The organism is Thalassobaculum sp. (assembly GCF_965223715.1).
In the GTDB taxonomy this organism is placed as follows: domain Bacteria; phylum Pseudomonadota; class Alphaproteobacteria; order Thalassobaculales; family Thalassobaculaceae; genus Thalassobaculum.
Genome location: NZ_OZ245012.1, coordinates 3,712,193 through 3,737,363, shown reverse-complemented (window position 1 = coordinate 3,737,363; position 25,171 = coordinate 3,712,193). Strand labels below are relative to the sequence as shown.

General features: G+C 69.4%; 28 protein-coding genes. 11 read left to right on the top strand and 17 right to left on the bottom strand.

The features are described 5' to 3' along the window. Positions 1-27: 27 nt before the first annotated feature. The 5 genes from ACOQOP_RS17240 to ACOQOP_RS17220 all read right to left on the bottom strand — a co-directional run bounded on the left by ACOQOP_RS17240 (position 28) and on the right by ACOQOP_RS17220 (position 3,632). Positions 28-897 (bottom strand): 3-hydroxybutyryl-CoA dehydrogenase, encoded by an 870-nt coding sequence (locus tag ACOQOP_RS17240; RefSeq protein WP_420563046.1) that lies wholly within the window; start codon positions 895-897, stop codon positions 28-30. Positions 898-976: 79 nt separating this feature from the next. Then, the gene (locus tag ACOQOP_RS17235; protein WP_420563045.1) at positions 977-1,915 is read right to left on the bottom strand and encodes an electron transfer flavoprotein subunit alpha/FixB family protein; all 939 of its coding nucleotides are present in this window, start codon (positions 1,913-1,915) and stop codon (positions 977-979) included. 2 nt (positions 1,916-1,917) lie between these two features. Next, positions 1,918-2,667, bottom strand: a complete 750-nt coding sequence (locus tag ACOQOP_RS17230) for an electron transfer flavoprotein subunit beta/FixA family protein (RefSeq protein WP_420563044.1) — start codon at positions 2,665-2,667, stop codon at positions 1,918-1,920. A 172-nt stretch (positions 2,668-2,839) separates the two neighbouring features. Further along, complete coding sequence (locus ACOQOP_RS17225) at positions 2,840-3,415, bottom strand: cob(I)yrinic acid a,c-diamide adenosyltransferase (RefSeq protein ID WP_420563043.1); 576 nt, start codon at positions 3,413-3,415, stop codon at positions 2,840-2,842. A gap of 16 nt (positions 3,416-3,431) precedes the next feature. After that, on the bottom strand, positions 3,432-3,632 hold the full coding sequence (locus ACOQOP_RS17220; RefSeq protein WP_420563042.1) for a twin transmembrane helix small protein: 201 nt from the start codon (positions 3,630-3,632) through the stop codon (positions 3,432-3,434). 207 nt (positions 3,633-3,839) lie between these two features. Here ACOQOP_RS17220 and ACOQOP_RS17215 point away from each other — a divergent pair, with 207 nt between their 5' ends. After that, a complete protein-coding gene (locus tag ACOQOP_RS17215; protein WP_420563041.1) occupies positions 3,840-5,789 on the top strand; it encodes a methyl-accepting chemotaxis protein in 1,950 nt (649 codons plus the stop codon). A gap of 9 nt (positions 5,790-5,798) precedes the next feature. Here ACOQOP_RS17215 and ACOQOP_RS17210 read toward each other — a convergent pair whose 3' ends face one another. Both ACOQOP_RS17210 and ACOQOP_RS17205 read right to left on the bottom strand, forming a co-directional pair. After that, on the bottom strand, positions 5,799-6,749 hold the full coding sequence (locus tag ACOQOP_RS17210; RefSeq protein WP_420563040.1) for a cupin domain-containing protein: 951 nt from the start codon (positions 6,747-6,749) through the stop codon (positions 5,799-5,801). Positions 6,750-6,825: 76 nt separating this feature from the next. Next, positions 6,826-7,557 (bottom strand): ArsR/SmtB family transcription factor, encoded by a 732-nt coding sequence (locus ACOQOP_RS17205; RefSeq protein WP_420563039.1) that lies wholly within the window; start codon positions 7,555-7,557, stop codon positions 6,826-6,828. A gap of 129 nt (positions 7,558-7,686) precedes the next feature. Between ACOQOP_RS17205 and ACOQOP_RS17200 the strand changes: the two genes are divergently transcribed. The 5 genes from ACOQOP_RS17200 to ACOQOP_RS17180 all read left to right on the top strand — a co-directional run bounded on the left by ACOQOP_RS17200 (position 7,687) and on the right by ACOQOP_RS17180 (position 12,071). Beyond that, the gene (locus tag ACOQOP_RS17200) at positions 7,687-8,016 is read left to right on the top strand and encodes an NIPSNAP family protein (RefSeq protein ID WP_420563038.1); all 330 of its coding nucleotides are present in this window, start codon (positions 7,687-7,689) and stop codon (positions 8,014-8,016) included. 331 nt (positions 8,017-8,347) lie between these two features. Then, entirely contained in the window at positions 8,348-9,577 is a 1,230-nt protein-coding gene (locus ACOQOP_RS17195) for a multidrug effflux MFS transporter (RefSeq protein ID WP_420563037.1), read from the top strand. After that, on the top strand, positions 9,574-10,308 hold the full coding sequence (locus ACOQOP_RS17190) for a M48 family metallopeptidase (protein ID WP_420563036.1): 735 nt from the start codon (positions 9,574-9,576) through the stop codon (positions 10,306-10,308). The genes ACOQOP_RS17195 and ACOQOP_RS17190 overlap by 4 nt, the downstream gene beginning before the upstream one ends. Positions 10,309-10,392: 84 nt before the next feature. Next, positions 10,393-11,592, top strand: coding sequence for a multidrug effflux MFS transporter (locus ACOQOP_RS17185; protein ID WP_420563035.1), 1,200 nt, complete (start codon positions 10,393-10,395; stop codon positions 11,590-11,592). A gap of 8 nt (positions 11,593-11,600) precedes the next feature. Continuing rightward, positions 11,601-12,071, top strand: coding sequence for a GNAT family N-acetyltransferase (locus ACOQOP_RS17180; RefSeq protein ID WP_420563034.1), 471 nt, complete (start codon positions 11,601-11,603; stop codon positions 12,069-12,071). 112 nt (positions 12,072-12,183) lie between these two features. On the opposite strand, the gene infC is transcribed toward ACOQOP_RS17180, so the two are convergent. Continuing rightward, complete coding sequence (gene infC / locus ACOQOP_RS17175; RefSeq protein WP_322333639.1) at positions 12,184-12,654, bottom strand: translation initiation factor IF-3; 471 nt, start codon at positions 12,652-12,654, stop codon at positions 12,184-12,186. Positions 12,655-12,740: 86 nt separating this feature from the next. Beyond that, a complete protein-coding gene (gene thrS, locus ACOQOP_RS17170; protein WP_420563033.1) occupies positions 12,741-14,681 on the bottom strand; it encodes a threonine--tRNA ligase in 1,941 nt (646 codons plus the stop codon). Between the two features lie 341 nt (positions 14,682-15,022). Here thrS and ACOQOP_RS17165 point away from each other — a divergent pair, with 341 nt between their 5' ends. Beyond that, positions 15,023-16,063, top strand: coding sequence for a 2OG-Fe(II) oxygenase family protein (locus ACOQOP_RS17165; protein WP_420563032.1), 1,041 nt, complete (start codon positions 15,023-15,025; stop codon positions 16,061-16,063). A 48-nt stretch (positions 16,064-16,111) separates the two neighbouring features. Here the strand turns inward: ACOQOP_RS17165 and ACOQOP_RS17160 are convergent, their stop codons facing one another. The 4 genes from ACOQOP_RS17160 to ACOQOP_RS17145 all read right to left on the bottom strand — a co-directional run bounded on the left by ACOQOP_RS17160 (position 16,112) and on the right by ACOQOP_RS17145 (position 18,287). Next, positions 16,112-16,696 carry a hypothetical protein gene (locus ACOQOP_RS17160; protein WP_420563031.1) on the bottom strand — a complete coding sequence of 195 codons (585 nt, stop codon included), beginning with the start codon at positions 16,694-16,696 and terminating at the stop codon, positions 16,112-16,114. Between the two features lie 37 nt (positions 16,697-16,733). Continuing rightward, the gene (locus ACOQOP_RS17155) at positions 16,734-17,129 is read right to left on the bottom strand and encodes a RidA family protein (RefSeq protein WP_420563030.1); all 396 of its coding nucleotides are present in this window, start codon (positions 17,127-17,129) and stop codon (positions 16,734-16,736) included. A gap of 89 nt (positions 17,130-17,218) precedes the next feature. After that, positions 17,219-17,866, bottom strand: a complete 648-nt coding sequence (locus tag ACOQOP_RS17150; protein WP_420563029.1) for a glutathione S-transferase family protein — start codon at positions 17,864-17,866, stop codon at positions 17,219-17,221. Between the two features lie 28 nt (positions 17,867-17,894). Further along, on the bottom strand, positions 17,895-18,287 hold the full coding sequence (locus ACOQOP_RS17145) for a RidA family protein (RefSeq protein WP_420563028.1): 393 nt from the start codon (positions 18,285-18,287) through the stop codon (positions 17,895-17,897). Positions 18,288-18,471: 184 nt separating this feature from the next. On the opposite strand from ACOQOP_RS17145, the gene ACOQOP_RS17140 reads away from it, so the two are divergent. After that, positions 18,472-19,122, top strand: a complete 651-nt coding sequence (locus tag ACOQOP_RS17140; RefSeq protein WP_420563027.1) for a DUF1007 family protein — start codon at positions 18,472-18,474, stop codon at positions 19,120-19,122. A gap of 7 nt (positions 19,123-19,129) precedes the next feature. After that, a complete protein-coding gene (locus tag ACOQOP_RS17135) occupies positions 19,130-20,164 on the top strand; it encodes a nickel/cobalt transporter (RefSeq protein WP_420563026.1) in 1,035 nt (344 codons plus the stop codon). Here ACOQOP_RS17135 and ACOQOP_RS17130 read toward each other — a convergent pair. Both ACOQOP_RS17130 and ACOQOP_RS17125 read right to left on the bottom strand, forming a co-directional pair. Then, on the bottom strand, positions 20,157-21,128 hold the full coding sequence (locus ACOQOP_RS17130) for a glycosyltransferase family 9 protein (RefSeq protein ID WP_420563025.1): 972 nt from the start codon (positions 21,126-21,128) through the stop codon (positions 20,157-20,159). The two genes, ACOQOP_RS17135 and ACOQOP_RS17130, sit on opposite strands and share 8 nt — an antisense overlap. Continuing rightward, on the bottom strand, positions 21,125-22,366 hold the full coding sequence (locus ACOQOP_RS17125) for a glycosyltransferase family 4 protein (protein WP_420563024.1): 1,242 nt from the start codon (positions 22,364-22,366) through the stop codon (positions 21,125-21,127). Before ACOQOP_RS17125 ends, ACOQOP_RS17130 begins: the two co-directional genes overlap by 4 nt. Before the next feature lie 51 nt (positions 22,367-22,417). Here ACOQOP_RS17125 and ACOQOP_RS17120 point away from each other — a divergent pair, with 51 nt between their 5' ends. Beyond that, positions 22,418-23,200, top strand: a complete 783-nt coding sequence (locus tag ACOQOP_RS17120) for an alpha/beta hydrolase (RefSeq protein ID WP_420563023.1) — start codon at positions 22,418-22,420, stop codon at positions 23,198-23,200. A 5-nt stretch (positions 23,201-23,205) separates the two neighbouring features. Here ACOQOP_RS17120 and ACOQOP_RS17115 read toward each other — a convergent pair whose 3' ends face one another. Further along, a complete protein-coding gene (locus tag ACOQOP_RS17115) occupies positions 23,206-23,961 on the bottom strand; it encodes a sensor histidine kinase (protein WP_420563022.1) in 756 nt (251 codons plus the stop codon). A gap of 55 nt (positions 23,962-24,016) precedes the next feature. Between ACOQOP_RS17115 and ACOQOP_RS17110 the strand changes: the two genes are divergently transcribed. Further along, positions 24,017-24,760 carry a tetratricopeptide repeat protein gene (locus ACOQOP_RS17110; protein WP_420563021.1) on the top strand — a complete coding sequence of 248 codons (744 nt, stop codon included), beginning with the start codon at positions 24,017-24,019 and terminating at the stop codon, positions 24,758-24,760. Between the two features lie 10 nt (positions 24,761-24,770). Here the strand turns inward: ACOQOP_RS17110 and ACOQOP_RS17105 are convergent, their stop codons facing one another. Next, positions 24,771-25,163 (bottom strand): MarR family transcriptional regulator, encoded by a 393-nt coding sequence (locus tag ACOQOP_RS17105; protein ID WP_420563020.1) that lies wholly within the window; start codon positions 25,161-25,163, stop codon positions 24,771-24,773. Between the last annotated feature and the right edge of the window lie 8 nt (positions 25,164-25,171).

Below are 25,171 nucleotides of genomic sequence, written 5' to 3'. Positions count from 1 at the left end.
GCGGCCCATCGCCCCGCACCGCGGGGATTACCGCGTCGGGACCGGCTTCTCGGAGTGGTAATCGTAGAAGCCGCGCTTGGTCTTGCGGCCGAGCCAGCCGGCCTCGACATACTTCACCAGCAGCGGGCAGGGCTGGTATTTGGCGTCGGCGAGACCCGAGTGCAGCGAGTGCATGATGGCGAGGCAGGTGTCCAGGCCGATGAAGTCGGCCAGTTCCAGCGGCCCCATCGGGTGGTTGGCGCCGAGCTTCATGGCGGTGTCGATGCTCTCCACCGAGCCGACGCCGGCATACAGCGTGTAGATCGCCTCGTTGATCATCGGCATCAGGATGCGGTTGACGATGAAGGCGGGGAAATCCTCCGCCACGCTCACCGTCTTGCCGAGCGAGAGCGCCAGCTTGCGCACCGCGTCGAAGGTCGCCTGCTCGGTCTGGATCGCTCGGATCAGCTCGACGAGCTGCATCACCGGCACCGGGTTCATGAAATGCATGCCGACGAACTTGCCGGGCCGGTCGGTGGCGGCGGCGAGCCGGGTGATCGACAGGGACGAGCTGTTGGTGGCGATGATCGCGTCGGGCGACAGGTGCGGCACCAGGGACTTCAGGACGTCGCGCTTGACCTCCTCGTCCTCGCTGGCGGCCTCGATCACGAGGTCGCAGTCGCCGAACAGGGCGTAGTCCTTGCCGGTGACAATGCGCTGCTGGGCGATCTCCGCCGCCTCGACCGACAGCCGGCCGCGGGTGACCTGGCGGGAGATGTTGTCCTCGATCGTCTTCAGGGAGGCGGCGATGACCTCGTCCTTGACGTCGATCATGCGCACGTCATAGCCGGCCACCGCGCAGACCTGCGCGATTCCGGTACCCATCTGACCGGCGCCTATGATGCCGATCCGTTCCATGACCCCTCCGGGCACCCCATCGGGCGTGTCCGGCCCCCGCGCCTTGCCATGGCGGCTGCGCGCGGGGGCCGGGTGATGGTCAGGCCTTGTCCAGAGCCTCGCTGAGCTCCGGCACGGCCTTGAAGAGATCCGCCACCAGGCCGTAATCGGCGACCTGGAAGATCGGCGCCTCCTCGTCCTTGTTGATGGCGACGATCACCTTGCTGTCCTTCATGCCGGCCAGGTGCTGGATGGCGCCCGAGATGCCGACCGCGATGTACAGGTCGGGGGCGACCACCTTGCCGGTCTGTCCGACCTGATAGTCGTTCGGCACGAAGCCGGCGTCCACCGCCGCGCGCGAGGCGCCGACGGCGGCCCCGAGCTTGTCGGCGATCTCTTCCAGCATCTTGAAGTTCTCGCCGTTCTGCATGCCGCGGCCGCCGGAGATCACCACCTTGGCGGAGGTCAGTTCCGGACGGTCGGACTTCGACAGTTCCTGACCGACGAAGCTGGACAGGCCGGTATCGCCCTCGCCGCTGCCGTCCTCGACGCTGGCCGATCCGCCCTCGGCGGGGGCCGGGTCGAAGTTGGTGCCGCGCACGGTCACCACCTTGGTGGCGTCCGAGGACTTCACCGTCGCCAGCGCGTTGCCGGCATAGATCGGCCGCACGAAGGTGTCGGCGTCGACGACCTCGATGATGTCGGACACCTGGGCGACGTCCAGCAGGGCGGCCACGCGCGGCATGATGTTCTTGCCGACGGTGGTCGCGGTGGCCAGCACGTGGCTGTGGCCCTCGGCCATCTTGGCGATCAGCGGCGCCAGGTTCTCGGCCAGGGTGTGGCCGTACTCGGCGCTGTCGACCTTGATGACCTTGGAGACGCCGGCGACCTTGGCAGCCGCCTGGGCGGCGCCGTCGCAGCCGGAACCGGCGACCAGGGCAACCACGTCGCCGCCGATCTGCGTGGCGGCGGTCACCGCGTGCAGGCTGGCCGGCGAAATGGCGTCGTTGGTGTGTTCGAAGAAGATCAGCGTGCTCATGGTCAGATCACCTTCGCTTCGTTCTTCAGCTTCGAGACCAGCTCGGCGACGTCGGCGACCTTCGCGCCGCCTTCGCGCTTCGGCGGCTCGACGACCTTCACCGTCTGCAGGCGCGGGGCCGGGTCGACGCCCAGATCCGACGGGCTCATCTGCTCGATCGGCTTCTTCTTCGCCTTCATGATGTTCGGCAGCGACGCGTAGCGCGGCTCGTTCAGGCGCAGGTCGGTGGTGACGATGGCCGGGGCCTTGACCTTGATGGTCTCCAGACCGCCATCGACCTCGCGGGTGACCGTCAGGTCGCCGTCGCCGATCTCGATCTTGGAGGCGAAGGTCGCCTGGCTCCAGCCCAGCAGCGCGGAGAGCATCTGGCCGGTCTGGTTGCAGTCGTCGTCGATCGCCTGCTTGCCGAGGATGCAGAGATCCGGGCTTTCCTTCTCCACGATGCCCTTCAGCATCTTGGCGACCGCCAGCGGCTCGACATCGCCGTCATGGACGACATGGATGCCGCGGTCGGCACCCATGGCGAGTGCGGTGCGGATCGTTTCCTGAGCCTGGGTCGGGCCGATGGAAACGGCGATGACCTCGGTGGCCTTGCCGGCTTCCTTCAGACGGATCGCCTCTTCAACGGCGATCTCGTCGAACGGGTTCATCGACATCTTCACATTGGCGAGCTCGACACCGCTTTGGTCGGCCTTGACGCGGACCTTAACGTTGTAGTCGATCACCCGCTTGACGGGGACGAGTACCTTCATGGCTCCCTCGAACGATTTCGGATCTGGCGGTCTTGCAGGACCGAGCGCCGTGATTTCGGGCGACCCCGCTCTTTAGAAAGCGCTCGGTCCCAAGTCAACCCGGCCCCCGCCTTGGACCGATGGAATTGCGTCGATTCGCGGCTCTGGGGCCGTTCGGACCTCTGGTTTCTCGTTATCGGTTTGCGCCGGGCACCCACAGCACGTCCGTCGCCCCCCGGTCGTTGACCCAGCGCGCCAGCACGAACAGGTGGTCCGACAGGCGGTTTATATATTTGACGACCTCGGCGCCGATCGGTTCCTGGGTGGCGGCCAGCGTGATCTCCCGCTCGGCCCGCCGGGCCACCGTGCGCGCCAGGTGCAGATGCGCCGCCGTCGGCTTGCCGCCGGGCAGGATGAAGGAGTTCAGCGGCTGCAGCTCCGCGTTCATCGCGTCGATCTCCGCCTCCAGGCGGGCGACCTGCTCGGCGGTGATGCGCAGCGGCGGATATTTCGGGTTCTCTTCTTCCGGGGTGCAGAGGTCGGCGCCCAGGTCGAACAGGTCGTTCTGGATGCGGGCCAGCATGGCGTCGGTCGCCTCGCCGCCATCGGCCACCGCGGTCAGCCGGGCCATGCCGATCACCGCGTTGGTCTCGTCCACGGTGCCGTAGGCGGTCGGGCGGGGCGAATGCTTGGCCACGCGGGTTCCGTCGCCGAGCGAGGTCTGCCCCGCATCGCCGCCGCGGGTGTAGATCTTGGTCAGCTTCACCATCGGGTCGTGTGCTCCCTCACCCTTTGCCGATCGCCGTGAGCAGCGCCATGAAGACGCAGATCGCGATGAACTGGAACAGGATGCGGTAGCGCATCATCTTATTCGACCACTTGGCGTTGAAATCCCCGCCGCGAGCCATGGCGATGACGCCCCAGACCAGCGCGCCGACAGTGGCGGCCATGGCGAGAAGCATCATGATGAAGAGGAACGTGTTCATGATGAGGAGATATAGCGGGTCGGGGCCCGGCTTCGATACCGAAACCGACATTTCCGTGTGACGGATCGACGCGAGGGCGCCGGCGGCGCCTTTGGGAAAAGGTCGGATTCTTTGCGGTGTGGTTAATCCGATCTTAAGGCGGCGCGCGCATTTTGCCGCCAATTCGCCCGGTGGTACCGACCCGGGCCGTTCTTCTGGAGGTGGATTATGGCGCGGCTTTCCGTCACGCAGCGCATCGCAGCGATCAGCCTGGTCGCCGTCACCGGCTTTCTGCTGGTCCTTGGTGTCGTGTTCTGGGCGCATGTCGAGCAGGTCGAGGTGACCGAACGGCAGCAGCGCGCCACCCAGAAGCTCGCCCTGGTGGAGCGGGTCGCCGAGGGCTTTCTCAATGCCCGCCGGCGGGAGAAGGACTTCCTGCTGCGGCTGGACGACAAGTATATCGAGCAGCATGCCGGCGTGATCGCCGAGCTGCAGGAGAACTTCGCCACCCTGTCCGGCCTGGCCGACGGCACCGAGGCGGCGCTGCTGACCCAGCTCCGCGACCGGATCGCGGTCTACCAGTCGGAATTCGTCGACCTCTCGAACGCGACCATCGCGCTCGGCCTGGACGAGACGCTGGGGCTGCAGGGCAGCCTGCGCTCGGCCGTCCACAACGCGGAGACGCTGATCGAGCAGCACGCCACCGACGATCTGATGGTGAAGCTGCTGATGATGCGCCGCCACGAGAAGGACTTCATCCTGCGCCAGGATCCGAAATATATCGGCCGGCTCGACGACCGGATCGCGGAGTTCACCGCCCTGCTGGACGGCAAGCCGATCGAGGAGAGCGTGAAGGCCGACATCGTCGCCGCCCTGGCGACCTATCGCGCCGATTTCGGCAACTACGCCGCCGCCGTGCTGGCCAATGTCGAGAAGACGGAGGCCCTGTCGGCGACCTTCGCCTCGGCCGAGCCGATGATGGAGGAGCTGCGGGCCGGGATCGAGCGGGATTACGAGGCCGCTGTGGAGGAGTTCGACCGGATCAGCCAGGAGGCGTTTCTCATCACCCTGGTGCTGATCGCCGTGATCGCCGCCCTCTGCCTGGCGCTGGGCCTGATCGTCGGCCGCTCGGTCTCGCGGCCGGTCGCCAGTCTGACCGAGCGCATGCGGTCGCTGGCCGGCGGCGACAAGAGCGTGGAGGTACCGAATACCGGGGCGACCGACGAGATCGGCGAGATGGCCCGGGCGGTGCTCGTCTTCAAGGAGAACATGATCCGCAACGACGAGCTGGCCGCCGAGCAGGAGGCCCAGCGGGCCGCCCGCGAGCGCCGTGCCCAGGCGATCGAGCGGATCACAAGCACCTTCGACAACCAGGTGCGGGAAATGCTCCAGGTCGTGGCCGGCGCCACCCAGGAGCTCGACGCCTCGGCCCAGTCGATGCTGCGGATCTCCGAACAGACCACCAGTCAGGCGTCCATCGTCGCCTCGGCCTCCCACGAGGCCTCGGCCAATGTGCAGACCGTCGCCACCGCGACCGAGGAGCTGGGCGCCTCGATCGGCGAGATCGGCACCCGGGTCAGCGACAGCTCCCGCATGGCCGGTGAGGCCGAGGAGCAGGCCAAGGCCAGCAGCGAGGCGGTCACCAGCCTGGAGAGCTCGGCGCAGGAGATCGGCCAGATCGTCACCCTGATCCAGGAGATCGCCGAACAGACCAACCTGCTCGCGCTGAACGCCACCATCGAGGCGGCGCGGGCCGGGGATGCGGGCAAGGGCTTCGCGGTCGTGGCCAGCGAGGTGAAGAGCCTCGCCACCCAGACCGGCAAGGCGACCGAGCAGATCGCCAACCAGATCACCCGCATCCAGCAGGAGACCGGCCGATCCGCCGGCGCCATCCGGGCGATCGCCCAGACCGTCTCGCAGCTTCGCGAGACCGCCTCCGGCATCGCTGCGGCGGTGGAGGAGCAGTCCTCCGCCACCCAGGAGATCAGCCGCAGCGTTCAGGAAGCCGCCGTCGGCACCGAGAGCGTGTCGGAGAATATCGGCCGGGTCGACGAGGGGGCGCGGGAGACCGGCGCCTCGGCCCAGGAGGTCCAGGCGACCAGCAGCGAACTCGCCCGTCAGAGCGAGGCGCTCAGCAAGATGATCGCCCGGTTCCTCGAGGAGGTCCGCGCCGCCTGATCCGGGTCGTCAGTCCGAGAAGGCGAAGCCCATGGTGCGGGCGTAGTAGTGCAACCCGCCGTCCTGGACGATCAGGAAGCGGGCGAGCCCGGCGCCGCCGTTGTGGTGGCTGTGCACCTCGGCCGGCGGGGTGACCATGGTGGAGAACGGCGACCAGTCGATCCGGTGGCCGTCGATCATGGAGAAGCAGCCCGGCCCGTCGACGCAGAGGGTGATCGCGGCGGCGTTGTGCTTGTGCGGCCGCTGGTGGTGGCCCGGGGCCAGCGTGTTCATCGCCAAGGTCATCGACGGCATGGCGTTGCGGCTGTCCGCCGTGCGCTCCGACGAGAAGATCAGCGCCACCCCGGCCTGGTCCTCGTTCGCCGGCATGTTGGTCAGCACCTCGATCTGCCGGGCGATCTCGTCGGCGGTGTAGTGTACCGGGTCGATCTGGGAGCTGTCCGCGCTCGGCGCCCGCAGCCCCTCGAAGGCCAGGACCGGCTCGTTCGTCACCACCCAGAGCACGGCGGCGGCCTCGCCGTCGGCCGTATGGCTCACCTCCTGGCCGCCGGGCAGCACCATGACGTCGCCCGGCCCCCAGGCGATGGTCTCGCCGCCGATCGTGGTCGTGCCGCTGCCGAGGATGGCGTAGATCACCTCGCCGCTGGCGATGAAGCGGGTGGTGAGCGTGTCCCCCGCCGCGACCCGCAGGTAGCGGGCCAGCACCAGGGGCGTGGTCGCCGGGAAGGCGCCGCCGAAGGCGTCGGACTGGTCCATCGGATGCACGCCGCTCGGCGCGTCTTCGGCGAAGGCGGCGTCGCGCTCGGCGTCGAAGCGGGCGCGCGGCACGGCGGGAAGCTTCAGGTTGAAGGCGTTGCCCGAGTTGAAGAACCGCGCCCGGCGCTGGGCGTCGGTGTTTGCCTGCATCGGCGGATCGCCGTCGAGAACGGCGGCGCTGGCGGGTTTCATCGCGGTCGACATGGGGCGTCTCCTGGGCTGGTCCCGGTCTCCCCATGCTGACCGATGGCCGGAGCGGGCGCTAGAGACAGACTGAGGCTCAGCCGTCCGAAGCCGGGCCGATCTCGGCGATGCCGAACCGCTCGCGCAGGGCCTGCCGGCCCTTCGGGGTGATCCGCAGCGCCCGGCTGCCGCCGACCCGGGTGACCCAGTGCTGGTCGAGGAAATGGCTGCACACCGCCGCGCCCAGGCGCCCGGCCAGGTGCGGCCGGCGCTCGCTCCAGTCCAGGCAGGGGCGGCAGAGCGGTCGCGTCCCGCGCTTCGGCGGCCCCCCGCCCGCGCTCTCCACCGTGATCCCGAGCGCGGCCAGCCGGTCGATTCCGCCCGGCGTGACGATGCCCGCCCCGTCGTCGAAGGCGATCACGTCGCGGGCGACCAGGGCGTCGGTGACCGCCACCCCGAGCCCGCCGGCCAGGTGGTCGTAGCAGGTCCGGGCCAGCCGCATCTGGGCGTCGCGCGGTCCGGTCACCGGCCGGCGGACCGGCGCGGGCAGGGTGATCGAGGCGATCCGCGCCACGCTCTCGATCAGCTCGGCCACCTCGGCGGAGGCGAGCCGGTGGTAGCGGTGGCGGCCCTGGCGCTCGACCGCGAGCAGGTTGGCCTCGGCCAGCCGGGCGAGGTGCCCACTGGCGGTCTGCGGCGTGATCCCGGCGACCCCCGCCAGTTCGCCCGCGGTGAGCGCCCGGCCGTCCATCAGCGCGTCGAGCATCGCCGCACGGGCCGGCTCGCCGATCAGCAGGCCGATCTCCGCCATGCGGTTGGTGTTCACCATGCGGGCCTCCACTGCGGCGACGGGAGCGGTCAGGCTACGCCGGACGGCGCGGGGATGCTACGGCGCGGGCCGAAGCATCGGCGCCGCGCCGCCGGGCATCACCGGGACCTCGCAACCGAGGAGACCGCCATGATCACCTGCGTCATCGAATACGAGATCGACCCGTACAAGCGCGCCGAATTCGAGGCCTATTCCCGCGTCTGGGGCCAGGCGATCCCGCGCTGCGGCGCCGACCTGATCGGCTATTTCGCGCCGCACGAGGGCTCGGCGACCCGCGCCTACGGGATCTATTCGCTGGAGAGCCTGGCCGCCTACGAGACCTACCGCGCCCGGCTCGCCGCCGATCCGCTGGGACGGGAGAACTACGACTTCGCCAAGGCGGAGCGCTTCATCCTGAAGGAGAGCCGCACCTTCCTCACGCTGGCCTCCGGACCGCATGCGCCGGTGGTGAAGGAGTAAGGCTTCCTTCCCCTCCATACCAACCCGTCTTCCCGGCCTTGCGCCGGGGCCCAGGGCCCCTGGATCCGGATCGCCGGGGCCTCAAGTCTGGCTGTCTCGGCAGCGATGGGTCTGGATCCCGGCGCAAGGCCGGGAAGACGCAGGAACAGGAGGGACGGCAGAAAGGGACATAGAGCGCACCGCACCCGCCCCGCCATCGCCGTCAGGAGCCAATCCGGGATGACACTCTTCGCAGTTGCGAGATTGTCCCCACCCGGGCGCGGGTCTATAGCCATGGGGTGCAATTTCAGCGGATTCCCTCATGAGCTCGAGCGCGCCATCGGCGCCTTTCGTGGCCACGCGACCGGGCTCGATCGCGTTGCTGACCTTCATGGTGGCGCTCGGGCAGATGTCGCTCGGCCTCTACCTGCCGTCGCTCCCCTCGCTGGCCCAGGCCATCGGGGCGACCCGGGGCGAGGCGCAGCTCACCCTGACGGTCTTCCTGGGCGGCTTCGCGGTCAGTCAACTCTTCTGGGGGCCGCTGGCCGACCGGTTCGGCCGGCGCATCACCCTGCTGTGCGGCCTGGTGGTCTATGCCGCGGCCGGGCTCGCCTGCGCCCAGGCCCATGACATCCACGAGCTGATCGTCTTCCGCTTCTTCCAGGCGCTCGGCGCCTGCTCCGGCCAGGTGGTGGCCCGCGCCATGGTGCGCGACAGCACCGAAGGGGCGGCGACGGCGGTGGTGATGAGCTACATCGCCATGTCCATGTCGCTGGCCCCGGCGATCACCCCGGCGCTGGGCGGCTTTCTGGAGACCCAGTTCGGCTGGCGCGCCAACTTCATCGCCCTGGGGGCCATCGGCGCCACCCTGTTCGTGCTGACCCTGGCGCGGGTGCCGGAAACCCTGAAGACCCGGGTGCACGACGCCCTGTCGCCGATCCGGATCGTGCGCAACTACGGCACGCTGCTGCGCGACCGCACCTATGTCTGCTACATCGTGACCGTCGGCGGGATCTTCGGCGCCTACATGTCCTACACCACGGCGGCCCCCTTCGTGCTGATGGAGATGCTCGGCTGGTCGCCCCAGGCCTTCGGCTTCCTGATCCTGTTCAACGTGGTCGCCTTCCTGTGCGGCAGCATCCTGGCCGGCCGGCTCGCGCCGCTCTACGGTGCCCGGCGGATGGCCCGGATCGGCACGGCGATCGGCTTCGCCGGCGGGGTGGCGATGCTGGTGGCGCCGCTGCTGGGGCACCTGTCGACCCCGGCGGTGATCGGCCCGGCCATGGTCATCCTGGTCGGCATGGCCTTCGCGATCCCCAACGCCATGGCCGGCGCGATGCAGAACTTCCCCTATATCGCCGGCTCGGCCTCGGCCTTTCTCGGCTTCAGCCAGATGGCCCAGGCGATGGTCGCCTCCTTTGCGGTCGGCGCGATCGGCGGCAACATCCACCTGACCATGGCAGGCGCCACCCTGGCCTGCACGGTGGCCAGCCTGACCGCCGCCGCCCTCCTGCCCCGGCCCAAGGCCACGCCGACCCCTGCTGACACCGCCGCGAATCAGGTAAGCTCGCCGCCGTCATGACCCGCACCGCCCCGCTCGAGCAGGACATCCTGGTCCTCACCGATACCGACGGGACCGAGATCCCGGTCCCGGTCCGGCGCAGCGCGCGCGCCCGGCGGATGCTGCTGCGGGTCGATCCGGTGCGCGGCGGCCCGGAACTGGTGCTGCCGGCCGGCGCCAAGCTGGAGGCGGCCCGGACCTTCGCCACGGGCAATCTCGGCTGGCTGCGCGCCCGGCTCGCCCATCTGCCGGCGCGGACCTCCTTCGGCCATGGCGCGGCGGTGCCCATCCTGGGGCGCGCGCATGTCATCCGCCACCGGCCGGACCAGCGCGGCGGGGTGTGGCGGGTCGAGGACCCGGACGGGTCGGTGGAGCTGCACGTCTCCGGCGCCGAAGAGCATCTGGCGCGCCGGGTCACCGATTTCCTGAAGGGCGAGGCGCGCCGGACCGTCGGTCCCCGGGCCAAGCTGCACGCCGAGGCCCTGGGCCGGAAGGTCGGCCGGGTGACGGTGCGCGACACCGCCACCCGCTGGGGAAGCTGCTCCTCGCGCGGCGACCTGTCCTTCTCCTGGCGCCTGGTCCTGGCGCCCGAGGAGGTGCTGGACTACGTGGTCGCCCACGAGGCCGCCCATCTGGTGGAGATGAACCATTCCGACCGGTTCTGGGCTCTGGTCGAGCGGCTGATGCCCGACTACCGCCGCCCGCGCGCCTGGCTGAAGCGCCACGGCTCAAAGCTGCACGCCTACGGATGACGACAACGGCGCGCGCCGTGCTTGCCGCAACCGTTCTGCGGGCGTAAGTCGGGGCGTCCGTCCCATTCGCCAAGGTTCCCGTCCATGTCCCGTCCCAGGCCCGACAGCGTTGCGGTCGCAGCCCTCCTGACCGCCCTGGTGGCGTTCGGTCCGATCTCCACGGACATGTACCTGCCGTCGCTGCCGGCCCTGGTCACCGACTTCCGGACCGACGTACCGACGGTGCAGCTCACCCTCAGCGCCTTCATGGTGGCCTTCGCGCTCGCCATGCTGGTCTACGGACCCCTGTCCGACCGGTTCGGTCGGCGGCCGGTGCTGCTGGGGGCGGTGACGCTCTACGTGATCTCCTCCATCGCCTGCGTCTTCGCCCCGACAATCGAGGCGCTGGTGGTGGCCCGGGTGTTCCAGGCCATGGGCTGCTGCGCCGGGCCGGTGCTGGGCCGGGCGGTGGTGCGCGACGTCTACGGCCGCGAGCGGGCGGCGCAGGTGCTGTCCTACATGGGCACGGCCATGGCGCTGGCGCCCGCCATCGGCCCGATCGCCGGCGGCTGGCTGCAGGTCGCCTTCGGCTGGCAGTCGGTTTTCGTGGTGCTCAGCCTGTTCTCGCTGATCGCCCTGATCGGCACCTATTTCATGCTGGACGAGACCAACCCGCACAAGAACCCCTACGCGATCTCGCCGAGGGGCATCGTCGCCAACTACGCCCTGCTGCTGTCGCACCGGGTCTATGTCGGGTATCTCGCGACCATCGCCGCCTGCTACTGCGTCATCTTCAGCTTCATCTCCGGCTCGTCCTTCGTGCTGATCGAGGTGGTCGGCCTGTCGCCGGATCTCTACGGCTACAGCTTCGCCACCATCGTCGTCGGCTACATGACGGGGACCTTCATCTCCGGCCGGTTCGGTGCCCGGGTCGGCGGCGAGCGGCTGATCCTGATCGGCGCCACCCTGGCCGCCATCGGCGGCGGGGTGATGGCCGCCTTCGCCTGGACCGGCCACGTGACGGTGCTCAGCATCGTGCTGCCGCAGATGCTGGCGATGGTCGGTGTCGGCTTCGTCTTCCCGAACAGCCAGGCCGGCGCCATCGGCCCGTTCCCGCAGATGGCGGGCGCCGCCTCGGCTCTGGTCGGGTTCTTCCAGATGGGGGTGGCGTCGATCGTCGGCCTCGCCATCGGCCATGCCTTCGACGGCACCGCCCGTCCGCTGGCGACCGGCGTGGCGGTCTCCGGCTTCCTGATGCTGGTGTTCTTCCTCACCCTGGTCTGGCCGGCGCGCAACCGCGCATAGGGGGCGCCGTGGCACCGTCTTTGTGGCTGCGGCCCGCCAAGGCCAGCGACGCGCGCCCGGTCTCGCGGGTGATCCGCCGGTCGATCGTGGAGCTTTGCGGCGAGGATCACGGCGGCGACCTGCACCGGATCGCCGAGTGGCTCGCCAACAAGTCGCCGCAGCAGGTCGGCCGCTGGATCGCCGACCGCGAGCAGCTCTGGTGCGTCGCAGGCCGCGCGGAGATCGAGGGGGCGGGGGCCGTGCGGCGGGACGGCCGCCTGCTGCTGCTCTATGTCGACCCGGCGGCCCGCTTCACCGGCGTCAGCCGCGCCCTGCTCGACCAGCTCGAGCTGGACGCGTTCCAGGCCGGGGCTAATGCCATCCGGGTCGCCAGCACGAAGACCGCCCGGCGGTTCTATCTGGCGTCGGGCTACCGGGAGACGGAGGCGGGCGGGAGCGAGCTGATAAAGCCCCTCGGCGCCAACACCCTGGCGGTCTGAGAGCCGCCCGCATCAAGGCCGTAAAAAACCAAGAAGCCGACGGTCGGCTGAGACTGTCGGCTTCCTTACCTGCGGCGTTTTCAGCAGCGTTTCCTGCGGCTGTCGGCGGCGCTCAGCGCGGCGCGACCACCATGATCATCTGCCGGCCTTCGAGCTTGGGATGCGCTTCCACCTTGGCGACCTCGGCGACCTCTTCCTGCACGCGCTTGAGCACGTTCAGGCCGATCTCCTGGTGCGCCATCTCACGACCCCGGAAGCGCATGGTCAGCTTCACCTTGTCCCCGTCGCTGAGGAAGCGGTTCACGCTGCGCATCTTCGTCTGGTAGTCGTGCTCGTCGATGTTCGGGCGCATCTTGATCTCTTTGACCTCGATGACCTTCTGCTTCTTCTTGGCTTCGTTCTTCTTCTTCTGAGCCTCGTACTTGAACTTGCCGTAGTCCAGAATCTTGCAGACCGGCGGGTCGGCGTTCGGCGAGACCTCGACCAGATCGAGACCAAAGCCTTCAGCCTGCGCGATGGCTTCGTCGACGCTCATCACGCCGAGCATGTCGCCATCGGGGCCGACGCAGCGCACCTTCGGCACGCGGATGTCACGGTTGACCCGAGGGCCGTCCTTTTGCGGCGGGGTCGTATTAAAAGGTGGTCTGGCGATAGGTTACCTCCTGTTTTTCATTCAGCGGAGCGGCTGGCGGAACGATCCGGAGCCGCCGCTTCATCCTTTAGTCTATGAACGGCGTCGTCGAGAGCAAGGATTTCCTGCGCCTTGCCGCCGAGACGACGGACCGCAACTTGCTTTCCTTCGGCCTCGCGGGCGCCGACGACAAGCAGTGCCGGCACCTTTGCCTCGGAATGTTCGCGGACCTTGTAGTTAATCTTTTCGTTCCGCAAATCCAGGGCGACGCGCAGGCCGGCGGCCTTGCAGGCGGCGGCAACCTCGCGCGCGTAGTCCTCGGCGGCGTCGGTGATCGTCGCCACCACGACCTGGACCGGCGACAGCCACATGGGGAACCGGCCGGAATACTGCTCGATCAGGATGCCGATCCAGCGCTCCATGGAGCCGAAGATCGCCCGGTGCAGCATGACCGGCCGCTTGCGCTCGCCGCTTTCGGCCACGTAGGTGGCGTCGAGCCGCTCCGGCAGCACGAAATCGACCTGCAGGGTGCCGCACTGCCAGTCGCGGCCGATGGCGTCGCGCAGCACGAATTCCAGCTTCGGGCCGTAGAACGCGCCCTCGCCCGGATTGAGCGTCGTCTCCAGCCCGGCGGCGTCGCAGGCCTCGCGCAGCGCGCCCTCGGCCCGGTCCCACACCGCATCCTCGCCGGCCCGAACCTCGGGGCGGTCGGAGAACTTGATGCGGATGTCCTGGAAGCCGAAATCGGCATAGATCGATTTCAGCAGGTCGCAGAACTTGATGCTCTCGTCGGTGATCTGGTCTTCCGTGCAGAAGATATGCGCGTCGTCCTGGGTGAAGGCGCGCACCCGCATGATCCCGTGCAGCGCGCCCGAGGGCTCGTTGCGGTGGCACGAGCCGAACTCGGCGAGGCGCAGCGGCAGGTCGCGGTAGGACTTCAGCCCCTGCTTGTAGACCTGCACGTGGCCCGGGCAGTTCATCGGCTTCAGCGCGAGCACCTTGTCGTCCTCGGCATTGGCCGTGAACATGTTCTCGCGGAACTTGTCCCAGTGGCCCGAGGCCTCCCACAGCGCCCGGTCGATGAGCTGCGGCGTCTTGATTTCCTGATACCCGGCGGCGTCCAGACGGCGGCGGATATACATCTCGATCTCGCGGTACAGCGTCCAGCCCTTGGGATGCCAGAACACCGAGCCGACGGCCTCTTCCTGGATGTGGAACAGGTCGAGCTCGCGGCCGAGCCGGCGGTGGTCGCGCTTCTCGGCCTCCTCCAGCATCGTCAGATGGGCCTGCAGCGCCTTGTCGTCGGCGAAGGCCGTGCCGTAGATGCGCTGGAGCTGCTCGCGGTTGCTGTCGCCGCGCCAATAGGCGCCGGCCACCCGCATCAGCTTGAAGGCATGGCCCACGCCCTTGGTGGACGGGCCGTGCGGGCCGCGGCACAGGTCGAGGAAGTTGCCCTGGCGGTAGAAGCTGATCGTCTCGCCGGCCGGGATCGCCTCCGTGAGCTCGACCTTGAACGGCTCGTTCGTCGCCTTGTAGTGCTCGACCGCCTGCTCGCGCGTCCACTCCTCGCGCACGATGGCTTCGTCGCGGTCGACGATCTCGTGCATGCGCTGCTCGATCTTCTCCAGATCGTCCGGCGTGAAGGGCTGGTTCGGGCGGTAGAAGTCGTAATAGAAGCCGTTCTCGATCGACGGGCCGATCGTGACCTGGGTGCCCGGATACAGCTCCAGCACCGCCTCGGCCAGGATGTGGGCGCAGTCGTGGCGGATATGCGCCAGCGCCTTGTCGTCCTTGCGGGTGACCAGCGCGAGTTTGGCGTCCTGTTCGATCACATGGTCGAGATCGACCGGCTTGCCGTCGACCTCGGCGATGAAGGCGGCCTTGGCGAGGCCGGGGCCGATATCGGCGGCGACGGCGGCGGGCGTGACCGGCGCGTCGTAGGAACGGACGGAACCGTCGGGAAGCGTAATGGCGGGCATTGGGGTTCTCTTTGTCGAAACCGGGGGCAGAGCGGGCGTAAGCGGCCGGGCCCTCAGGGCCGCCGCTCGGGCGTCATGCCGCCTCGGACGCGCGCAGGACTGCGCAGGCCGTCCGAGACGGCCTGATAGTCTGCGTCCGAGTGATGATGCGCAGGCGGCGCATGGGATCGTCCGGTTTCGTTGCGGTCGGCTGGGTTTTACGCGCCTCGACGGTGCGAGGCAAGGGGGCGAGGCGAGAGGCGGGATGACGCGGCGGCGGAGCTCGGCCTTGCACAGCCCGGAGCGAACAGGTTCACTCGCCCGACCTCTGGCATAATCCGGGACCGGCCATGACGACCCAGATGAGACAGCTCCCCACCCTCGCCGTCGGCGACATCCTGCCGAAGCTGCCGCTCAAGCGGCGCAACGGCGAGGCCTTCGACGTCCATAGCGACGACGAGTCCGGCAATATCCATCTGCTCGCCTTCCCCGCCGATCCGGCTTCGGGCAAGGCGGCGGTCGACGCGCTGGCGGCGGCGCGGGATGAACTGGACGCGCTGGGCGTGCGGGTGAAGATCGTCGTCACCGGCGCGCCGAAGGGCGAGTTCGCCTTTCCGGTCCTGACCGATCCCGACGGCACCGTCGCCCGTCTGGCCGGGCTGACCGTCGCGCTCGGCAAGGTCACCGGCGGCGGGTCGGTGGTTCTGGTGGTCGGACCGAACCAGCACCTGGCGGCCCGGATCGGACCGGAGAGCGGCAACCCGGCCGAGGCGGCCCTGGCGGTCATCCGGCCGCTGGTGGAGCGCCGCCGGGCCGGGCTGGTGCCGGTGATGCATCCGCCGGTGCTGATGGTGCCGGACGTGTTCAACGACGCCGACTGCAAGCGGCTGATCAACATCTTCGCCATGCAGGGCAACGAGTTCGTGGAGCCCGGCCACAACCAGCTCCAGGGCCGGACCACCGACTGCAAGATGCGCATTCCGGATTACGGCCGCGACGACCGGATCGACCACTGGGTCTGTTCGCCGGAGACCAACACCATCATCGACGCCCGCATCGGCCCGCGGCTGATCCCGGAGATCCAGCGCGCCTTCAACTACCGGGTCACCCGGCACGAGCGTTACCGGATCGCCCGCTACGAAGGGGCGCAGAAGGGCTCCAAGCACGGCCACCGGGACAACACCCAGCCGGCGGTGGCCCATCGCCGGTTCGCGGTCACCATCAACCTGAACAGCGACGAATACGAGGGGGCGGAGATCCGCTTCCCCGAGTTCTCCGAAGCCGTTTACAAGCCGCCGGCGGGGGCGGCGATCGTGTTCTCCTGCTCGCTGCTGCACGAGGTCATGCCGATGCGCTCCGGCCGCCGCTTCGCCCTGCTGGCCTTCCTGTTCGGCGAGACCTGAGCCTCGGCTAGAGCACGATCCGATGTTTCCATCTGATCGTGATTGGCTCTAGCGGCGGGCCTCCTGGGCGGCGGCCTCGAACTGGTCGCGGGTCCAGGCGTTGCGGGCGGGCGCGGGGCCGATCCGGCGGCATTCCTCGGCGCAGACCTGGTAGTCGCCGACCGCCAGACCCTTGGTTCGGAAGGTCGGGAAGCCGCTGAACAGACCCTGGGGGCCCAGATTGTAGGCCATGTCGAAGGTGGCGAGCTGCACCGGTTTCGGCCAGGCCGCGAAGCCGCCGCCAACAGTCCTGAACAGCCGCTGGGCCTCGGCGAAGATCTCGGCGAACTTGTCCCGGAACAGGGCGGCGGACTGGTCCGGGGTGATCCGCAGGTCCGACAGGTCCTTGAAGGCATTGGCGCCGCGCAGGGCCCGGTCCTTGGCCGCCGCGACGGCGGCATAGGCGGTCTGCTTGTCCGCATCGCTCGCCGCCCGGCCGTCGCGGGCCAGGGGAATGGCGGCGACCGCGGCGGCGGTCGGGATCAGGTGGCCGATGCCGATGGTCACCTTGTTGACCGTGTCCAGATAGAGCCAGGGAATGTCGCCCTCGAAGCGCCGGGCGATCGGCAGGTAGTCGTCGGCAGTGATCAGCATGCTCACACTCCCTGGCTGAAGACGGTGTCTGCAGAGGCTATCTGCGCGCGGCGACCGCCTCGATCTCGACCGTCCAGTCCGGATTGGCGAGCGCGGAGATCACCAGCAGCGTGCTCGGCACCTTCCGGCTGCCGAGGAACTCGTTTCGGGTCGTCCGCATCACCGGGATGTCGGCCGCATCGGTCAGGTAGAAGCGCAGAAACACCAAGTCGTCGAGCCCGAGCCCCGCATCGGCCAGCAGGTTGGCGATGTTGGCGAAGGCCTGGCGGATCTGGCTCTCGGTGTCGCGACCGGCCAGCGTGCCGTCCGCCTTCAGACCGATCTGGCCCGACAGGATGAACCAGTCCTTCACGCCCTCGACCATCAGGCCCTGGGTGAAGGTGGGGATGCCCAGATTGGGCACGGTATCCGGATCGTGTGTTTTGGTGGTCATCGGCGTTTCTCCCGATTGGATCGTTCTATCGGATTTTTACGATCATTGCAAGTTAAAACTGCAGTCGTATCCCAAAAGTTGCATTCGCCTCAGTACGCCAGCCGGCCGGCCATGTGATCAAAGGGCAGCATGACGTGCTCGCGATAGGCCGGGCGCTCCTGCAGGCGGCGGTACCAGTCCGCCACATGGGGGACCGAGGGCCGCTCGATCGGGATGCCGAAATACCGGAACAGGTTGGTGCCGGCCGGAATGTCGGCGAGGCCGAAGCTGTCGCCGCCGAGCCAGGGGCGGGTCGCCAGCTCCCGGTCGAGCAGCTCCATATGGGCGGCACAGCGAGCCAGCTTCTGCGCCACCGCCACGGTGTCCCGCTGCTCCGCCGGCGTGCGGTAGAAACCCCAGAACACCCCGGTCAGAAAATCCGGCTGCAGGGTGGTGCCCGACCAGTCCATCCAGCGCTCGGCCTTCGAACGCTCGCCCGCATCGTCCGACCAGTAGGTCTTCCGGCCGTAGGTGGCGGCGAGGTAGCGCAGGATGGTGTGGGATTCCCAGACCACCGTGCCGCCGTCGTCGATCACCGGGACCCGTCCGTGCGGGTTCATCGCCCGGAACGCCGGATCGTCGAGCCCGCCATGGTCGCCGCCGGCCGGGACATGCCGGTGCTCCAGGCCGAGCTCGCCGATGAACCACATCACCTTCTGCACGTTGAACGCGTCGCGGCGTCCCCAGACCGTCAGCATCGGTTTCCTCCCTTGCCTGTCCCGGCGCTCAGCGCGCGGCGACGATTTCGAGCTCGACCCGCCATTCCGGCAGCACCAGGCCGGAGACCAGGATCAGGGTGCTCGGGATGACCTTGTCTTCGCCGAAGAACTCGGTGCGGGCCTGGCGCAGGGCCAGGATGTCGTCCCGGTCGACCAGGTAGATCCGCAGATGGGCGACGTCGTCCCGGGTCATGCCCGCCCCCTCCAGCAACATGCCGATATTGGCGAAGGCCTGGCGGCACTGGGCCAGGGTGCCGGACGCGGTGGTGCCGTCGGGCAGCACGCCGACCTGGCCGGCGATGTGCAGCCACTTGCTCACCCCTTCGGTGACCATGGCGTGGGTGTAGTTCGGGGTGCCCATGACCGCCATGCCGGCGGGATCGAGGGGGGTATGGGTCATCGTGTCGCTCTCCGGTACGGGAAACAGAACGGGGCGGCCGGGCCGGCCGCCGGGGCATTGAAGCCCAGATCGGGGTTCGGCGGTACCGGCCGTCTTTCGCCGTTGCGGACGATTCACTTCCGGCCGGCGGGACGGTAGAGTGGGGCCGCGAGACCTTCGGGGGCGGGGGTATCGGGAGACGGCGATGGTGCGGATCTGGCGCACATTTCTGATCGGACTGGGCCTGACGCTGGGCCTCGCGCTGGGCGCGCGCGAGGCGGCGGCCCACCCCCATGTCTGGATCGACCTGCGGACCAACGTGGTGATGGACGACCAGGGACGGGTCTCCGCGATCGCGCAGGAATGGCTGTTCGATCCGATCTACTCGGCCTATGTGCTGGGCGGCATGGATCCCCAGTCCGACAAGGCCCGCAAGGCGCTGGACGATCTGCTGGCCGAGAGCATGGCCAACCTGCGGGAATACGACTACTTCATGCGGGTGCGGGCCGATGGCGAGCGGCTGTCCCTCGACGACGCGCGGGACGCCTCGGCCGAGATGCGGGGCGACCGGATGCTGTACCGCTTCACCGTGCCGGTCGCCGATCCGAAGGACCCGCGCGGCCATGATCTCGACGTCGCCGTGTTCGACCCGACCTACTACATCGAGATGCTGCACCTGGAGGGGGACGTGATCGCGTTCCAGGGCGGCAAGACCGCCGGCTGCGGCGCCAGGATCATCGAGCCCGCACCGGACATGGACGCCATCGCCCTGGCCCAGTCCCTGGACAGGGACGCGGCCGCGGACGACACCCTGGGCGCCCAGTTCGCCGAAACCGTGATCATCACCTGCCAATGAGTTCCCCATGTCGTCGATCGCCCTGCGGATGACCGCCCGAACGCTTCTTCCGGCCGCGGGGCTCGTCCTGCTGGTCTGTGCCGCGGTGCTGCTGGCGCTGGCGCCGCAGTTCGACCTGTCGATCCCCTACTGGTCGCGCCTCGCCGTGGAGATCCAGGTGATCCAGCGCGACCTGCACCGCGCGCTGGCCGCCGCCATCGCCGCGGTCCGCGAGGAGGGGATGGTCGCCGCCTGGACCCTGGTGGGCCTCAGCTTCCTCTACGGCATCTTCCACGCCGCCGGGCCCGGCCACGGCAAGGTGGTGATCTCCACCTACCTGCTGACCCAGGAGAGCGAGCTGAAGCGCGGGCTGGTCCTGTCCCTGGCCGCCGCCCTGGTCCAGGGCCTGGTGGCGATCGTGGTGGTCGAGACGACGGTCCGCGTGCTCGGCCTGACCATGCGCCAGGCGCAGGGGGTGGTGCCGAGCCTGGAGGCGGCGAGCTACGGGCTGATCGCCCTGGTCGGCGCGGGGCTGGTCTTCACCCGGGGACGCCGGCTGCTGCGGGCCCTGGTCCGGCCGGGCGGCGGTCACGACCACGGCCACGATCATCATCATCACCATCATCATGGCCACGACCATCATCATGACCACGGCCACGACCACGCCCAGTGCGGCCATTCCCACGGGCCGAGCCGCGAGGATCTGGCGGCACCGCTGAACCTCAGGAGTGCGGCGGCCCTGGTCCTGTCGATCGGCATCCGGCCCTGCAGCGGCGCGGTCCTGGTCCTGGTGGTGGCCTATTCCATGGGGCTGCGGCTGACCGGCATGGCCTCGGTGCTCGCCATGTCGCTCGGCACGGCGATCACGGTCGGGATCCTGGCCGCCCTGTCGGTCTTCGCCCGCGACATGGCCCGGCGGCTGGCGGCACGGATGCCGGAGCATGCCAGCGGCCTGTCCCTGGCGGCCGAGGGTGTCGCCGTTGCGGGCGGGCTGACGATCCTGGTGCTGGGTCTGCTGCTGCTGCAGGCGGTGCTGGGCGCGCCGGCCCATCCGCTCAGGTAGGGCCAGGCCCACCCCGCGGATCGTCGGCGATCCAGTCGCCGATCTCCGCCATCACCGCCTCGACCTCCAGCTCGCCGAGATCGTCGCGCTGCAGCCAGCGGGTGTGCGGCCCGCGCGGGCCGGTGCGGCCGGGATCGCTGTCGGCGGAGAACAGGGCCAGGGTCGGCGCGCCGGCCAGGGCGGCCAGATGGGTCGGCCCGGTGTCGTTGCCGATGACCAGCCGCGCCGCGCGGGCGAAGGCGGCGAGCTCGGAAAGGCTGGTCGCCCCGGTCAGGTCGAGCGCCTCGGGGGCGGCGGCCTGGATGGTCTGGGCGAGGTCGCCTTCCCCCTCGGTCCCGGCGACCGCACTCCCCAAGCCTTGGGCGTCGAGCCGGGCGGCCAGCGCGCCGAAGCGCTCCGCCGGCCAGCGCTTGGCCGGACGCCCGGGCGAGGCGCCGGGGATCAGCAGCGCGAAGGGCCGGGCCGGCAGCCGGTCGGCGATGGGGGCGTCGAGGAAGCCGAGGTCGGACAGCGGCACATCCCCGATCCCGGCGATGGCGAGCTGCTCGCGCTGGCGCTCGACCGTGTGCAGGGAGGACGGCGTGGCGTAGACATGGCGGTGACTGCAGCCCGGCACCTTGCCCGACCATTGCGGCCCCGCCGCCCCGCCGAGCAACCGGAAATAGGCGGCGGACCGGTCGGAGGTCTGCAGGTCGTAGACCCGCTGGAACCGCCCGCCGCGCAGTTTCCGGCGCAGGGCGAGCCAGGCGAGCGGGTTCAGCTTCGGCGCCGGGTCGATCCAGATCTCGTCGAACAGCCCGCTGCCCTCCGCCAGGTCGCGATAGGCGGGGCGGGTCAGCAGGGTGAGGCGGGCCGTGGGATGGGCCCGCCGGATCGCCTGCATCGGCCCGAGCGCGAGCAGAAAGTCGCCCAGCGCGCCGAGCTTGATCACCAGCACGCGGTCCATGGACGCGACGGCGGTCATAGGCGTTCGCAGCCCCGTTCGGCCAGGACCTCGGTATAGACGGCGAGGGTTCGGGCGCACATCTGGTAGCGCGAGAAATGCTGCCGCACATGGTCGATGGCCTTGGCCGACAGGACGGCCCGGGCATCCTCGTCCAGGGTCAGGGCGGTGCGCAGCCCCTCGGCCAGGGCGGCGCTGTCGCCCGGCTTGACCAGCCAGCCCGTCTCACCCACCAGCACGGTCTCGCGGGCGCCGCCATGGTCGGTGGCGACCACCGGCCGGCCCATGGCCTGGGCCTCGATCATCACCCGGCCGAACGGCTCCGGGTCCAGGCTGGCGGAGACCACCACATCGGCCAGCTTGTAGGCGGCGGGCATGTCGTCGGTGCGGCCGACGAAATGCACATAGCCGCCGACCCCGCTGGCATGGGCATGGGCTTCCAGCGTCTTCTTGGCCTCCGGCCGGGCGGTGTCGTCGCCGACCATCAGGCAGTGGAACGAGCCCCGCTCCAACTTCGCCAGGGCGTCGATCAGCAGCTTGTGGCCTTTCCAGGCGGTGATCCGCCCCGGCATCATGATCACCGGGACCCCGTCGGGCAGCCGCCACTTGTTGACCAGCCGGATCATCCGCTCCGCCGGCACCTTGTCCGGATCGAACAGCTCCAGGTCCACCCCGCGGGGGATCACCCGCAGGCGCGCGGCGTCCAGCCCGTAATCGGCGAGCAGCCGCTCGGCGATGTAGTGGGAGATGGCGATCACCCGCTCGCCGCGCACCATGACCGAGTTGTAGGCCCGCTTCAGGGCGGTCGAGGCGGCCGGGCGCTGGTGGAAGGTAGTGACGAACGGCACCCGGTTGCGCGCCGCCGCCTTGATCCCGAGCCAGGCCGGGATGCGCGAGCGGGCATGGACCAGGTCGACCCGCTCGCGATGGATGAGGTCGACAAGCGAATCGAACGTCGCGCGCCAGTGCAGCGGGTTCTTGGAATGGACCGGCAGTTCCACATGGGTGGCGCCGATCCGTTCCAGCTCGCGCACCATCGGTCCGCCGCGCGACACCACCATGGACCGCCAGCCGGCCTGGACGATGGCCCGCGCCATGTCCACCGTGCCCCGTTCCACCCCGCCGGAAACCAGGGCCGGCAGCATCTGCAGCACGGTCGGTCCCATACCGCCATGGCCGGGCCGGAACGCCTCGAAATCCTCGTCGGAGATGTTAGGATCGGGCGCGGCGGTCGCGCCGGCCTCCATCGGCTCTGTCACCGGCAAATCCAGCAATCGGTACGGTCCAAATCGAAAAGGGACCCTAGCACAATGACGACACCGTCACAGCATGACGAAACGCCGTCACCGGCGCCCAAGACCCTCACCACCGAGGATGGCGAGACCCTCGCCTATCACCACACCCCGGGACGGGCGCCCGGGATCCTGTTCTGCGGCGGTTTCATGTCCGACATGACCGGCACCAAGGCCTTGGCCCTGGAGGCCCTGGCCCGGGAGCGTGGACAGGCCTTCACCCGGTTCGACTACCGCGGTCACGGCCAGTCCTCCGGCGCGTTCCGGGACGGGACGATCGGCAAGTGGAAGGCCGATGCGCTCGCAGTCTTCGACGCGGTCACCGAGGGACCGGTGGTCGTCGTCGGATCGTCCATGGGCGGCTGGATCGCCCTGCTGCTGGCCCTGGCGCGGCCGGAGCGGGTGGCCGGGCTCGTCGGCATCGCCGCGGCACCGGACTTCACCGAGGATCTGATGTGGGCGGAGTTCGACGAGACGGTCCGACGGACGCTGACGACCGAGCGGGTCTATCTGGAGCCGTCGGACTATTCCGATGAGCCGTACACGATCACCATGGATCTGATCGAGGAAGGCCGGAACCACCTGATCATGCGCGGCCCGATCCCGATCGCCGCACCGGTGCGTCTGCTCCACGGCATGCGCGACACCAGCGTGCCGCATCGCCTCTCGGTCCTGCTGGCCGAGCGGCTGGAGACCGACGACGTCCAGGTGCATCTGGTGAAGGACGGCGACCACCGGCTGTCGACCGAGCGCGACCTCGCCCTGCTGGCCGGGGCCGTGGCCGAGCTGTCGGGCGGGTAGCCGGACTAGCGGCCGAGCGGCAGGCGGATGACGGCGCAGGTGCCGCCGTCCTTGCCGGCCCGGAACTCCAGGGTGCCGCCCAGTTCGGTCACCGTCCGCCGGGCGATGATCAGGCCGAGGCCGGAGCCGGTGTCGCCGTGCGGGCCGACGGTGCTGGGCGCGCGGTTGCTCGGCTCGGCGGTCTGCATCTGCTCGGCCAGGATCATCGGGTCGATGCCGATGCCGTTGTCGGAGACCACGAACATCGCCACGTTCTCCAGCGGCTCCCGCCGGGCGATCAGGGTGACCCTGCCGCCCCGGGGGGTGAACTTGATGGCGTTGGTGATCAGGTTGTTCAGGACCGTGCCGAGCAGGGCGGTGTTGACCGAGATGTCGGGCAGGTCGGCCTGAACGTCCACCTGCAGGGTCAGACCCCGGGCTTCGGCCATCGGCCGGTACATGGCGGCGATATCGGCGAGCAGGGCGGCGACCGGGGTTGTGGCGGGCTCGGTCGGGGCCAGGGGCGCCTGGACGAGCTTGTCGCACAGGCCGATCATTTTTGATGTCGCGTCATGGGCGAGGGCCGCGTATTCCTGGTAGCGCGCGTTGCCCAGAGGGCCGAAGCGCTCGTCCTTCATGATCTCCATGATCGCCGACAGCGCGTTCAGCGGATTGCGGAGTTCATGGGCGATCTCCCGCAGCTGGGCGGCCGCGTCGGGCGAGAGCCTCGAGGTGTCTGCCGAGGATTGGCCGACCTTGTCTGGACGTTCTTCTGACATCATGACGCAAGTCTCCACCAGATCCCCTTACCAACCGGTAAAGAAGGCCGTCCTGATCTTGGCGACGGTTGGGCTGGTTTTCGGCCAGGCCGGGGCGGTATCGGCCCAGACCAGCGGCGGCGATCAGCAGGCGGCGATGTACGACGCCTGCCTCGACCAGGCGCGCAGCGAGCCTCAGGCGGCCTACGAGGCGGCGCTGGACTGGCACAAGGCGGGCGGCGGCCTGCCGGCGCGGCACTGCGCGGCGGTCGCCCTGCTCGGCCTGGACGCCTATGAGGAGGCGGCCACCCGGCTGGAGAAGCTGGCGGGCGAGGTGCCGGATTCCCGGATCGACCTGCGGCTCGGCCTGATCGCCCAGGCGGCCCAGGGCTGGATGATGTCCGGCCGGGCGGAACGGGCGGCCCAGCTGCTGTCCCTGGTGATCAATGTCCGCCCCGAGGATCCGCAGCTCCGGGCCGACCGGGCGGTGGCCTGGATGTCGCTCGGCGACCACTGGGCGGCGATCGACGATCTGGACATCGCGCTGCAGAGCACCCCGAAGGATGTGGAGCTGCTGCTCTACCGGGCGGCGGCCTATCGCTATCTGGGGGTGCCGGATCTGGCGCGCGACGACGTGACCCGGGCCCTGGCGGTCGATCCGAACGCGCCTGGCGCCTGGCTGGAGCGCGGCATTCTCGACCAGATGGCCGGCGACAAGGCGGCGGCCCGGCGGGACTGGATCAAGGTTCTGGAGCTGGCACCGGACGGTCCGGCCGGCGACGCGGCACGGGCGCGGCTCGAAGCGCTGGACGTGGCGCAGTAGGGCGGGTCGGTCAGACGACCAGCGCCTGCTCCTCGGCCGGCTCATCGGCGCCGTCGGTACCCTCACCCGCCTCGGCGCCCAGGATCAGCCCGGCGAATTCCGACAGGAAGACCGAGCCCTTCACCGTGCGCTGCACCAGCACGCTGCGCCGGTCCTCCTCGTCCACCTTGCGGCGCAGGAAGCCCAGCGTGCACAGCCGGTCGAGCGCCCGGGTCACCGCCGGCTTGGAGATGTTGAGGGCGATCGCCAGGCCGCGCACCGTATGCGGCGGCGTGGTCAGATAGACGGTCAGCAGGAGCCCCATCTGCCGGGCCGTGAGGTCGGGCCCGTCACGGCGCACGCTCTGAACGGTGGCCGCCCGCCACAGATTCAGGACTCGGTGCTGCTGATCGGATCGATGCATCGACGGGC